The organism is Flavobacterium sp. ST-158 (assembly GCF_058309975.1).
In genome coordinates, this window is the sequence record NZ_JBZEEN010000009.1 from 24,686 (window position 1) to 37,768 (window position 13,083).

The following is a 13,083-nucleotide window of genomic DNA, read 5'->3' on the forward strand; positions in this document are numbered from 1 at the left end:
ATCTGCCTTCTAAAATCTGAAATCTAAAAATGGACGAAGTCATAAAAATTGTAAACGATATAAAAAGTGGAAATATTAAACCCATTTATTTTTTGATGGGCGAAGAACCTTATTATATAGATAAGCTTTCGGATTATATAGAAGAAAATGTTTTGTCGGAAGATGAAAAAGGATTCAACCAAACGGTGATGTATGGTAGAGATGTTACTGTAGATGATATTGTTTCAACGGCCAAACGTTATCCTATGATGGCCGAACGTCAGGTTGTTATAGTGAAAGAAGCACAGGATTTGACTAAAACTATTGATAAATTAGAAGCTTACGCTGATAACCCTATGACATCTACAGTTTTAGTTCTTTGTTATAAGTATAAAACTTTAGACAAAAGAAAAAAAGTGACCAAGAACATTGCTAAATCAGGCGTGATTTACGAAAGTAAAAAATTGTATGAAAATCAAGTAGGCGATTGGATCAAACGTGTTTTAGCTGGAAAAAAATATGCTATTGAACCTAAAGCTTCGGCCATGTTAGTAGAATTTTTAGGAACTGATTTGAGTAAAATAAACAATGAATTAGAAAAACTTCAAATTATATTACCTAAAGGAAGTACTATTTCTCCAAAAGACATTGAAGAAAATATAGGTTTTAGCAAAGATTTCAATGTTTTTGAATTGCGAAAAGCCATTGGAGAACGCAACCAATTAAGAGCTTATACTATTGCTGAAAATTTTGCTAACAACCCTAAAGATAATCCAATGGTAGTTACTACTAGTTTGGTTTTTGGATTCTTCGTTCAGTTATTGAAATACCACGGATTAAAGGATAAAAACCCTAAAAATGTAGCTTCTGTTTTAGGTGTAAATCCTTTTTTCTTAAAGGAATACGATTTAGCAATACGCAATTACCCTATGCGAAAAGTAAGTCAAATTGTAGCTTCTTTACGAGAAATTGATGTAAAAAGTAAAGGAGTAGGAGCTAATGCTTTATCAAATGCCGATTTGTTAAAAGAAATGCTTTATCATATTTTTAATTAGCCATTTTAATTTTAGATATTTGCAGTTCTAAAAACGAAACAAAAATACCACAAAACTAATGGGAATGAATAAGAATACCATCTTAGGATGGGCTACGTTTATAATGATTGTAATGGGACTCATATTAATAGGTCTTGGGATATTTAAATATAGTGATGTTTCAGGAATAGGATTTGCAGCGGTTGGCATAGGTTTCTTTGCTATTGCTTGGGTTTTTAGTTCGCTTAAAGGTAGAGTATGAAAAAGTTTTTGGTTTGAAGTTAATTGTTTGTAGTTATGGCAACAATATCAAAATTTGAAGAATTAGAGATTTGGCAAAAAGCAAGAGAAATTTGCCAATACGTTGAATTATTAATTCAGACCACAAATTTAAAATCAAACTTTTCGCTGAAAGACCAAATTGATAGAAGTTCAGGTTCTATTATGGACAACATAGCTGAAGGATTTGAAAGAAATGGTAATAGAGAATTTATTCAATTTTTAAGTATAGCAAAAGGTTCTGCAGGTGAAACAAAATCACAATCTTATAGAGCTTTTGATAAAAAACTAATTTCAGCAGAACAACATTTTAAACTAAATGAAATGATTGAAATTGAAAAAAATAAAATAGGTTCAATGATGAACTATTTGAATAATTGTGAAATCAAAGGATTAAAATTTAAATAATAAAAGAGGAGTTTGTACCGGACAAACTATAAACAACTAACAAAAAACAATAAACGTTAAATTATGTCAGACGATAAGAAAGTAATATTCTCAATGCAAAAATTGAGTAAAACCTATCAAGGAGCAGATAAACCAGTGCTTAAAAATATTTATTTGAGTTTCTTTTACGGAGCTAAAATTGGTATTTTAGGTTTAAATGGTTCTGGTAAATCTTCACTTTTAAAAATTATTGCAGGTGTTGATAAAAACTATCAGGGAGATGTTGTTTTTCAACCAGGTTACACAGTAGGTTATTTAGAGCAAGAACCTATTTTAGATGATTCTAAAACGGTTCTAGAAATTGTTCAAGAAGGAGCTGCTGAAACGATGCAAGTTCTAGAAGAATACAATAAAATTAACGATTTATTTGGTCTTGAAGAAAACTATTCTGACCCAGACAAAATGGATAAGTTAATGGAGCGTCAAGCTTTATTACAAGATAAAATTGATGCTTTAGGAGCTTGGGAAATTGATACTAAGTTAGAAATTGCTATGGATGCCTTGCGTACTCCTGACGGCGATACACCTATTAAAAACCTTTCAGGAGGAGAGCGTCGTCGTGTGGCTTTATGTCGTTTGTTATTGCAACAACCGGATGTATTGTTATTAGATGAGCCTACCAACCACTTGGATGCGGAATCAGTACTTTGGTTGGAACAACATTTAGCACAATATTCAGGAACTGTAATTGCAGTTACGCACGATAGATACTTCTTAGACAATGTTGCTGGCTGGATTTTAGAATTGGATAGAGGAGAAGGTATTCCATGGAAAGGGAATTATTCTTCTTGGTTAGACCAAAAATCAAGCCGTATGGCTCTTGAAGAAAAAGTAGCTTCTAAACGCAGAAAGAACTTAGAGAGAGAGTTGGATTGGGTTCGTCAAGGAGCTAAAGGGCGTCAAACCAAACAAAAAGCGCGTTTGCAGAACTACGATAAATTATTGAATGAAGACCAAAAAGAACTAGATGAAAAACTAGAAATTTATATTCCAAATGGTCCAAGATTGGGAACCAATGTTATTGAAGCTAAAAATGTAGCGAAGGCTTTTGGTGATAAATTGTTGTATGATAATTTGAATTTTACTTTGCCACAAGCTGGAATTGTGGGTATTATTGGGCCTAATGGTGCTGGTAAATCAACTATTTTCAAAATGATTATGGGTGAACAACAAACAGATAGTGGTTCATTTTCTGTTGGTGAAACAGTAAAAATTGCCTACGTAGACCAATCACATTCTAATATTGATCCTAACAAATCAATTTGGGAGAATTTTGCTGATGGTCAGGAATTGATTATGATGGGTGGAAAGCAAGTAAACTCTCGTGCTTATTTATCTCGTTTTAACTTTGGTGGTGGTGAACAAAACAAGAAAGTATCGATGCTTTCTGGTGGAGAACGTAACCGTTTGCACTTGGCAATGACTTTGAAAGAAGAAGGAAACGTATTGCTTCTAGATGAGCCAACGAATGATTTGGATGTAAACACACTTCGTGCATTAGAAGAAGGTTTAGAAAAATTCGCTGGTTGTGCTGTAGTTATTTCGCACGACAGATGGTTCTTAGACCGTATTTGTACACATATTTTAGCTTTCGAAGGAGATTCAGAAGTGTATTATTTTGAAGGAGGTTTCTCTGAATATGAAGAAAATAAAAAGAAACGCCTTGGTGGTGACTTAACTCCAAAACGTTTGAAATACAAAAAATTAATCAGATAATGAATCTGAATTTAATGGATATAAAAAAGGGATGATTTTAAAAGTCATCCCTTTTTTTATATATCATCAAGTATTAAAACTATTTTTTATCTAATTTTCTCAATATTACATCTGCTTGTTGTGCGATTGTTCTAAAATAGTTTGCATCTTTTTGAACTTCCTTAAAATGTTTGTTTAATATTTCTCTTCGATTTATTTCACTGTCAAGTTCACTATATTCTATTATATTGATTAATCGTTGTTTTTCGTTGTAGGGAAGATCGTAAAGTTTAATTTCGTTTAATTTGTTTAATAATTTTTGTCTATAATCGACTTCATGATATTGTTCATTGTCGCGAAGTTTTAGAGAAGCAGCAATTACTTCATCTTCATTTATAGATGAAAGAACAATCTCTATTAATTCATCTGTAGAAGGTTCAGGAAGTTGAATTAAAATGCTGTTTCCTCCTGTATGGTATTCAGAATTAACTTGAGATTTCAACCAATATTTTCCAGTTTTAGTATCAAAATATTTAGTCGACCAACCATTTTCTAATATCTCAACTTTTGTTAATTCCTTTAAAAAGTTGGTAATTAAATTGTTATTGGAGTATAATTTTCTAAGACTCATGTTTTTAGAAATATCACTATTTTTACGAATTACTAAACTGCAGATTGCTTAGATTTTTATAAATTCCGTTTTCTAAAGCTATCAGTTCTGTGTGTGTTCCTTGTTCACTAATCACTCCATTATCAATTACTAGGATTTGGTCAGCTGAACGAATGGTTGAAAGCCTGTGAGCAATAATAATACTGGTTCTTCCCTGCATCAAAATCTCCAAAGCTTCCTGAACCAGCTTTTCACTTTCACTATCTAACGAAGAAGTAGCTTCGTCCAAAATTAAAATACTTGGGTTTTTCAGTAGGGCACGAGCAATTGCAATACGCTGCCTTTGACCTCCGGAAAGTTTAATCCCTCTTTCTCCCACAATAGTTTCCATTTTTTCAGGAAAGCTTTCGATAAAATTCAAAGCATTGGCTTGTTTGGCTGCTAAAATAATTTCTTTATCCGTTGCATTAGGTTTTCCGTAAGCAATGTTTTCTTTGATTGTACCACCAAACAAAATTACATCCTGAGGAACAATACTCATATTGCCACGAAGATTTTCCAGGTCATAATCATAAATGTTTTTATCGTCGATAAGTATGCTTCCCTTGTCAATATCATAAAAACGCAATAATAAAGAAGCTATAGTCGATTTTCCTGCACCACTAGGCCCTACAACGGCAATTTTTTGTCCGGAACCAGCTGTGAAATTCACGTCTTTCAAAACCTGAATTTCCTTTCTGGAAGGATAACTAAAAGCTACATTTTTAAAGCTCACATTTCCTTTGATTTTTTCAATATTAGGAATATGGGCAACTGCATTGATTTCTTCTGGTTTTTCGTCCAATAATTCAAATACACGTTCGGTTGCACCAATTGCTTTTTGAACCTGAGCGTATAATTCTGCAATTCCACCCGAAGAAGCACCTACATAACTGGAGTATAAAATAAAGGTAAAAAGTTCTCCAACGGTAATTTCGCCTGCAATACTCAATTGTACTCCGTACCAAACAACTGCTACAATAGTTCCAAACAAACAAATGATGATAAATGAAGCAAAGTACCCTCTTAATTGCCCGCCTTTAATAGCGATTTTGACAACTTCTCTTATTCTATCTTTATAACGTGCAATTTCATACCATTCGTTAGCAAAAGCTTTAACGATACTAATTCCCTGCATGGTTTCTTCAACTACCACCTGACTTTCGGCAACCTGATCCTGTACTTTTTTAGAATATTTTCGAATAAAACGACCAAAAAGTACTGCAGCGACTCCCACTAACGGAACAATAGAAACCATCATAATGGTCAATTTGATATTAATACTGGCCAACATAACAAAACTTCCAATAATCAATATAAACTGTCGAAGAAATTCAGCAATGGTGGTGGTCAGTGTATCTTGGATTTGGGTAATGTCATTGCTAATTCTACTGTTTAGTTCGCCCACACGCTTTTGAGAAAAGAAGGACATCGGCAGTTTGACTAAATTAGTATATAAAGCCAATCGTACATTAGCCAGCGTATTTTCGGTAAAGTTGACAAACAAAGACAATCTGAAAAATGAAAAAACCGATTGTAATATTAATACCAATCCCAAACCTAAGGCAATTTTATTGGCTAAATCAGCATCTTTTTTATTCACACAGTCTACTAACATCCCCATGAATTTTGGAAAAGCTAAAGCAGTTACACTGGTTAGTAATAAAAACAGTAAACCTACATAAAACTTCCAGCTATTGTTGCCGGCATATTTGAAAATAATTTTTGCTTTATTCAGTGAACTGGCCGTTATTTTTGATTTTGGTAAATCATTCTCTTTGAATCTTCCCATTTTTTCTAATTTAGATTGCAAATGTACTATTATAAGAGAGTAAGAGCAAAAAAATATGACAAGACTATAAATACTTAAAAGACTGTAATTGAACCCTAAAGAATATTGCTTTGTTTTTTTATTAATTTATTTTCAATTTTTGCTTGCAAATATAAAATCTAGCTGTATATTTGCACTCGCAATCAGGTAATGAAAGCAAAATAAAATAGGGCGATTAGCTCAGCTGGTTCAGAGCACCTCGTTTACACCGAGGGGGTCGGGGGTTCGAACCCCTCATCGCCCACCAAAATTTAATAAACCTCTAAAGTCATTGATTTTAGAGGTTTTTTTTATGGTTTGATGAATCTAAATTAAATATCAAAGATTCCTATAAAATCAGGTGTTTATTGGAAAATTTGATTCGAGATGTGTAAGTGAAAAATTCAAATCTTTCTAAGAAGTAGTTAATGATAATCTTTTCTCGTTACACAGAAATACTTAATTTAAAAATTGTTCTCTATATTCGGTAGGTGTAATACCTACTTCTTTCTTAAAAAGTCTTGAAAAGTAAGGTGGATTTTCAAAACCTAATTCATAAGCAGTTTCAGATACGGTTTTGTCAGTATTCATCAAAATATTTTTTGCTTCGATAACTAATGCAATGTGAATGTGCTCCAGCGCTGTTTTACCGGTTTCTTGTTTTAATACATCACTTAAATATTTTGGAGACAATGATAGCTTGGCAGCCATATATTTCACAGAGGGCAAGCCACTTTTTTGGAGACCTCCGTTTTCAAAATAGTGTTTCAATATCTCTGTAAATTTCGTGATTATAGTACCAGATAATACGGTTCTATTCAGGAATTGACGTTTGTAAAATCGCTGAGCATATTTTAAGAAAGAATCTATATGAGCAAGTATGATATCTTTGCTGTACTCATCTTGATTGCTGTAATATTCCACTTTTATCTTGTTGAATAAATCCCATAGAATGGCTTCTTCCTTTGGCGACAGATGTAAAGCTTCATTCACTTCGTAATCAAAATAGCCATACTTACTTATTTCAGAATGAAGGTTATGGTTCACTAAAAAATCTTCGTGAATATATAATAGAAATCCTTTTTCGCTTGTTTCTACATTATTCATTACTATTTTCTGATGTGGTTTTAGAAAAGCAAGTGACCCATTGTCGTGGTCGTACTTTGTTCTGCCATATTGAAATGTCCCTGATTTTAATTTTGTTAAGGCAATCGTATAAAACGCCATCGTAAATTCTCTCTCGATAAAAGTACATTTTTCTGACTCTTCAAAAGTCAGTAGACCCAGAAGCGGATTTTCAGGTGGAGGAAATCCGTTTGATTTTAAGAGTTCACTTATTGTTTTATAATGTTTCATCCGATCTTTATTTAATTTATTTATCCAAATATTATCTACATTCAAAAAATAACCAAAAGTTTACAGCAATCTATTTTTCAATCATTTTTACACAGGTATTCCATATATTTTGTCTCAATAATTTTGGTTATTTTTTTTATTTCACTCTGATAAAATTCCACAATTTTAAACAGTAAAGCTAATCCGTTACCTGAAAAAAACCTGTTGCTACTTGAATGAATTCCTGCAATTTTTTAGGTATTGCAAGTTCATCTGCCTTAGACATACTTAAAACTTCTTCTGCCTTTTCTTCATTAGACGCAAGTTTTACCCAATTCGGATTAATGATAAGTCCGTGTCCAATAGCTACCAATGACAATCCCATTTCCAGTGCTTCTATTGCTTCATTGAACTGTTTGATACCTCCAGCAGCAACTACAGGAACTCTATGATGAACGTGATCGAGTACTAATTTTAAAATAGGAGTATCGCCATTTTGATCATCTACCGACTTTTGCGAAAGTAAATTAGCAAGTGAGACGTGAAGATAATCAATTTCGCAGTCGATTAATTTATCAATCAATGGAAAAATATCATTCACTTTATAACTTTCAGGTTCTTCTGGTGATATTCTGAAACCTATCATAAACGGCCTGTCTGCATGCTTTTTAATGACATCCTGAATTTCCTTGATCACTTCTACAGCAAAATTCATTCGTTTTTCGGCCGATCCGCCCCAATAATCTGTTCGTTGGTTATAATAAGGTGAAAAGAAATTTTGCAATAGAAATCCGTGAGCTCCGTGTAACTCTACTCCGTCAAAACCTGCCTTTATAGCTCTGTGAGTAGTTTCGCCAAAAGCCTTTATCATGTTCAGAATTTCTTCATGTGTAAGTTCACGTGATACAACTCCTCCTGCATAAAACATCGAAGGTGCTAATGCTACGGGACTTGCACTAACAGGGATACCATCAGGAATAAGATCTAAAACCGCTTTGTTTCCAGCGTGATAAATTTGAAGTACTGCAGCTGCCCCACCTTTTTTTGCTGCAGTAGCCAATTTTTTAAGGCTTGGCATAAAAGAGTCATCATAGGAGGCATATTCATTGTTAAATCCAATTCCGTTTGCCATTACTCTGGTACAACCGGTTATCACTAATCCAACGTTTCCGCTTCGGGCTTCATAATGTTTTATTTCATCATCTGATATAGTATAATCATCATTACTAGCCCAGGTGGTCATTGGCGCCATTGCAATCCTGTTTTTAATTTTGATTCCTTTTTTAAATGTAAAAGTTTGAAATAATTGTTTTGTATCTGTTGTCTCGCTCATTATTTTAAATTTTATGTTATTAAATGATGATGCAAAGTTGAGACATTCAATTATTTTGCAAGATATACAAAAGTCGGTAGATGCGATACAAATTGCGGAATGTGGCCTTAACATGCTCTTTTCATAACCTAATTTAAAATCGTATTCCGATATTTTTGATTGGTTATTATTTCAAAAAAAAACTGTTATTTGTTTATTTAATATTGATACTTTTAAAGAATTACATGCTATTCTATTTAGTATGATCCATTTTTTTTTTTTAGTTCCTAGATAAAATGGTTTGAAAACAGTTACGTATCGGCTACAAAATATTAAAACCTATAAAGTCATTGATTTTAGAGTTTTTTTTATGGTTTGAAAATTTAATGTTAAAAATTTTAAATCCAAGTGGTTAAAAATATATCATCCTTATAGAGAGCTTAGATTAAGTTGCTTTTTTCGGATCAGGTTCAAAAGTTGGAAAAAACAAAAAAATTAAACAAAACTTTAACTTAGAATGGCATATTATAAGCTACAAGTCTTTTAGTTTTTGTATTATCTTAGCCACAAATAATATTTTTAATGAACAAGTATTTTTTTCTTGTTTTTATTTAAATCAAGTTTTTTTTGCTTTTTTAGATAGTATTTTATTAATGTTTAAATCGCTTTTTAAAATTAATAATCTTGTAAAATATTCATTAACCTATATATAATCGCGAACATGAATGTATCAGAATGGCTCATTTTTATTTTAATTTTGCAAATAGTTCATGGATTATTTACTTGGAAGCTTTATTTAAAAGCAGGACGAAATCCTATTGAATCTTTCATACCCATTTATAATTTAGTGATTTTAATGAAAATTATAAATCGTCCTCGCTGGTGGGTTTTATTACTTTTTATTCCCATTATTAATCTAATAGTAATTCCTGTAGTTTGGGTAGAAATTATTAGAAGTTTTGGTAAAAACTCGACTAGGGACACAGTATTGGTCTTACTTTCATTAGGGATTTATGTTGCTTTTTTAAATTATACCTCCGAAAAACTTACTTATATTGAGAATAGAGATCTACAGCCCAAAACTAAAACGGGAGACACCATAAGCGCTCTTTTATTTGCTATTATTGTTGCAATATTGGTGCATACCTATGTTATCCAACCTTTTACAATTCCGTCTTCATCATTAGAAAAGTCGTTGCTAATTGGTGATTTTTTATTTGTAAGCAAAATTAATTTTGGAGCAAGAACGCCCATGACAACAATTGCATTACCAATGGTTCATGATTCAATTCCTTTTTTAAACATGAAATCTTATGTGTTTAATGATGATGTGACAAAAAAGGGAACTTCAATATTGAATAAATTTCAATTGCCTTATTTCAGATTTCCATCAATTGAAACTATTAAACGCAATGAAATTGTTGTATTTAATCAACCTGCTGATACGTTGCGTGATATGGATAATTTTAATCCAGATAGAAATTATTACAAACCAATTGATAAGAAAACAAATTTAGTAAAACGCTGTGTCGGAATTCCTGGAGATATTTTTGAAATAAGAGATGGAAACATTTATATCAATGGAAATTTGAGTAAAATGCCAGAAAGTGCCAAACCTCAATATAACTTTTTTATTAATACTCAAGGAGTCAAAATGGATCAAAGTGCTCTTGTAAACTTGTATGGAGCTACTGAAGGTTTAAAGGATGGAAGTGGAAATTTTGTGCAAACAAATAACGGAGAGTATTTATTAACCTTAACAGAAAAAGAAGCTGCAGCAATAGCAAATAATCCAGTTGTTAAAGGTGTAACCAAATATATTACTCCAAAAGGGATGGATGGCGATGTATTTCCTCATATTGCTTCTTTAGGGTGGAATATTGACAATTTTGGACCTATTTATATACCTAAAAAAGGCAAAACTATTCAATTAGACATAAAATCACTTCCTTTTTACAAACGAATTATACAAGAATATGAGAACAACAGTTTAAAAGTTATTGGAGATGAGATTTTGATAAATGGAAAAATAAGTACTAGTTATACTTTTAAGCAAGATTATTATTGGATGATGGGAGATAACCGTCAAAATTCATTAGATGCAAGATATTGGGGATACGTTCCATTTGACCACATAGTTGGAAAGCCTGTTTTTATATGGTTTAGTTGGAATAAGGATGCTAGTGGAATAAAGAAAGTAAGATGGAATCGCATTTTCTCTGTAGTAAATGGTAACAGTGAACCTAAATCTTATTTATTGCATTTTTTGGGATTAATAGCTATTTATATCATAGGTAAAAATGTAGTGAAGAAAGTAAGAAAGAATAGTTAAATAGAAACTTTTTAGATTTTAATATATAGAGTTAAATTTGATAAAATATCTAGTATTGATTGGATGTGTTGTTCTTCAAATCTGATTAAAAATAATTCGTAAATAGTGCTGTAAGAACTAGAAAACGCTTTAATTTCTTAAGGAGTTTTTTTATTCAATTTTATTAACTTTCAATTAGCATTTCTTATCCTAGAATCTATTTTGCAATTCTTACCTTTGTATATACAAATATGATTATACTTTCATGGATACAAATACCCTTTCCCAAATAAAAATTTCCGTTCTGGACTTAGCAATAGTTAGAGATGGAGGAAATCCCTCAGATACTTTTAAAAATAGTTTGGATTTGGCTCAAAAAGCCGAAAAATGGGGCTATAACCGATTTTGGTTAGCCGAACATCACAACATGCAAGGAGTTGCCAGTAGCGCAACCGTAGTACTTATTGGTCACATTGCTTCAGGGACTTCAACCATTCGAGTAGGTTCTGGGGGAATTATGCTTCCCAATCATGCTCCCTTAGTAGTGGCAGAACAATTTGGAACCTTGGCCACTCTTTTTCCTAATCGAATTGATTTGGGTTTAGGACGCGCTCCTGGGACTGATCAATTTACAGCAGCAGCTTTAAAAAGAGACGAACATGCTGCTATGGAATTCCCTGCAAATGTTGAAGAATTGCAACTGTATTTATCAGAGGGAAATAAAAACGGAAAGGTGCGAGCTATTCCAGGAGAAGGCTTGGATATCCCTATTTGGATTTTAGGTTCCAGTACTGATAGCGCTTATTTAGCAGCTTCTATGGGCTTACCTTATGCTTTTGCCAGTCATTTTGCTCCGGCTCAGCTCTACAAAGCTTTGACTATTTATAGAAATAATTTTAAACCTTCGGAACAATTAAAAGCTCCTTATGTGATTGCCTGTGTTAATGTAATTGCTGCGGATACGGATTATGAAGCTCAGAAGTTAGCAACTTCATTTAAGCGATTATTTTGGGGTATTATAACCGGTAAACGTGAACAATTAAAACCAGCCATAAAACCCGAAGATGATTTCAGAGACCCAATGGAGGAAGCTGCCTTACAGCAAATGACTCAATATACTTTTATTGGTGGTCCAGAAAAAATTGAAAATGATTTAAATCGTTTTATTGAATTTGCTCAAATTGACGAATTAATGGTTTCAAGTGCCATTTATGAACATGAGGCTAGATTGCATTCCTTTGAAATTTTAGGACAATTAAAATTAAATAAAGAAAAATAGTTTTAATTGAGTGTTAAAGCCCCAAGTATTTCTTCTGACATAAATGGTCCTCCGGGATATTTGGCAGTGTAATCTAAATTTAACCAAACCTGATTGCGTTCGTCAATATGATAATGCAATTGTTTGCCATAACTTTCTTTGACAAACAGTTTGTTTTTAATTAAAAAATTGACTGTTTCTAAGTCATTCATATTTCCAATTAGTATTTCAGGATAAATATGTCCTTTAGTATGAATTAATCTGGGAGTCCCACCAATAGCACGCACACAGGCTGCCATTAAGATTGAATGATCGTCACAATCTCCAGATAAATATTGCAAAGATTCACTTGCTGTAGCAATATAATCACCGTCTTTAGGATCGCTTACATAATTCCAACGACTGTTGATTTCTTTAAAAACGGCAAAACACTGAATAATAGTTCGGTAATCTGAATAGCCTTTTACATTTTTAAAATTCTTATTGACGGCCATTACTGCAAAATTGCGAACCTTGGGATTTTGGTATTCTATTGCGTTTAGAATTTTAGATTTATTTGGAAAGGGTAATAATTTTGAAATAATTATATCCTGCGGATGTGGATTGTCGGACATAGTGTAAATCATAGAATCATAATCCTCATAAACACTTTCAAAACCATAGTTACCAAATACAGTTCCGTACAACAAGATAAAAATATAAAGAACCATACATATAATAATGATGGTTCTTAATAGTCTAAGTATTAATTGAATTCCAACTAAAATAAAAACAAATAATAAAAAACGATCCAGATTAAACGGCCAGTTTATTTCCACTAAATTTTGATGTGCAATGATAAATGTGGGAATACTAATCAAAACATTTAAGACAAAAATAATCACATCATCCCAAGGCTTCTTGACCTGAAGTTTTTGTTTTATGTTTTGAAAAGTAAAATTTTTAAAATTTATCATGCGAAGCAAAAAAGGAAA

General features: G+C 32.3%; 11 protein-coding genes and 1 tRNA gene. 7 read left to right on the top strand and 5 right to left on the bottom strand.

What is annotated here, in order from left to right:
• The first annotated feature begins 29 nt into the window (after positions 1 to 29).
• The 4 genes from holA (at position 30) to ettA (ending at position 3,455) form a co-directional block, all read left to right on the top strand.
• Positions 30 to 1,034 carry a DNA polymerase III subunit delta gene (gene holA / locus AC4FRF_RS13635; RefSeq protein ID WP_491160133.1) on the top strand — a complete coding sequence of 335 codons (1,005 nt, stop codon included), beginning with the start codon at positions 30 to 32 and terminating at the stop codon, positions 1,032 to 1,034.
• 58 nt (positions 1,035 to 1,092) lie between these two features.
• Positions 1,093 to 1,275, top strand: coding sequence for a CAL67264 family membrane protein (locus AC4FRF_RS13640; RefSeq protein ID WP_491160135.1), 183 nt, complete (start codon positions 1,093 to 1,095; stop codon positions 1,273 to 1,275).
• Positions 1,276 to 1,310: 35 nt separating this feature from the next.
• Positions 1,311 to 1,700, top strand: coding sequence for a four helix bundle protein (locus AC4FRF_RS13645; protein ID WP_491160137.1), 390 nt, complete (start codon positions 1,311 to 1,313; stop codon positions 1,698 to 1,700).
• A 63-nt stretch (positions 1,701 to 1,763) separates the two neighbouring features.
• Entirely contained in the window at positions 1,764 to 3,455 is a 1,692-nt protein-coding gene (ettA, locus tag AC4FRF_RS13650) for an energy-dependent translational throttle protein EttA (RefSeq protein ID WP_491160139.1), read from the top strand.
• Positions 3,456 to 3,534: 79 nt separating this feature from the next.
• Here ettA and AC4FRF_RS13655 read toward each other — a convergent pair whose 3' ends face one another.
• Together AC4FRF_RS13655 and AC4FRF_RS13660 are read right to left on the bottom strand one after the other, a co-directional pair.
• Positions 3,535 to 4,065 (bottom strand): Imm27 family immunity protein, encoded by a 531-nt coding sequence (locus AC4FRF_RS13655; RefSeq protein ID WP_491160141.1) that lies wholly within the window; start codon positions 4,063 to 4,065, stop codon positions 3,535 to 3,537.
• Between the two features lie 22 nt (positions 4,066 to 4,087).
• The gene (locus AC4FRF_RS13660) at positions 4,088 to 5,875 is read right to left on the bottom strand and encodes an ABC transporter ATP-binding protein (protein WP_491160143.1); all 1,788 of its coding nucleotides are present in this window, start codon (positions 5,873 to 5,875) and stop codon (positions 4,088 to 4,090) included.
• A gap of 208 nt (positions 5,876 to 6,083) precedes the next feature.
• Here AC4FRF_RS13660 and AC4FRF_RS13665 point away from each other — a divergent pair.
• Positions 6,084 to 6,161 (top strand) — tRNA-Val (locus tag AC4FRF_RS13665).
• 191 nt (positions 6,162 to 6,352) lie between these two features.
• On the opposite strand, the gene AC4FRF_RS13670 is transcribed toward AC4FRF_RS13665, so the two are convergent.
• Together AC4FRF_RS13670 and AC4FRF_RS13675 are read right to left on the bottom strand one after the other, a co-directional pair.
• Positions 6,353 to 7,249: a helix-turn-helix domain-containing protein gene (locus AC4FRF_RS13670; RefSeq protein ID WP_491160145.1), complete on the bottom strand. Its 897-nt coding sequence runs from the start codon at positions 7,247 to 7,249 to the stop codon at positions 6,353 to 6,355.
• Positions 7,250 to 7,427: 178 nt separating this feature from the next.
• Complete coding sequence (locus AC4FRF_RS13675; RefSeq protein WP_491160147.1) at positions 7,428 to 8,561, bottom strand: NADH-dependent flavin oxidoreductase; 1,134 nt, start codon at positions 8,559 to 8,561, stop codon at positions 7,428 to 7,430.
• Between the two features lie 700 nt (positions 8,562 to 9,261).
• Between AC4FRF_RS13675 and lepB the strand changes: the two genes are divergently transcribed.
• Entirely contained in the window at positions 9,262 to 10,872 is a 1,611-nt protein-coding gene (lepB, locus tag AC4FRF_RS13680) for a signal peptidase I (protein ID WP_491160148.1), read from the top strand.
• A 244-nt stretch (positions 10,873 to 11,116) separates the two neighbouring features.
• Positions 11,117 to 12,130 carry an LLM class flavin-dependent oxidoreductase gene (locus AC4FRF_RS13685; RefSeq protein ID WP_491160150.1) on the top strand — a complete coding sequence of 338 codons (1,014 nt, stop codon included), beginning with the start codon at positions 11,117 to 11,119 and terminating at the stop codon, positions 12,128 to 12,130.
• Between the two features lie 2 nt (positions 12,131 to 12,132).
• Here the strand turns inward: AC4FRF_RS13685 and AC4FRF_RS13690 are convergent, their stop codons facing one another.
• Entirely contained in the window at positions 12,133 to 13,065 is a 933-nt protein-coding gene (locus tag AC4FRF_RS13690; RefSeq protein ID WP_491160152.1) for a transglutaminase-like domain-containing protein, read from the bottom strand.
• Between the last annotated feature and the right edge of the window lie 18 nt (positions 13,066 to 13,083).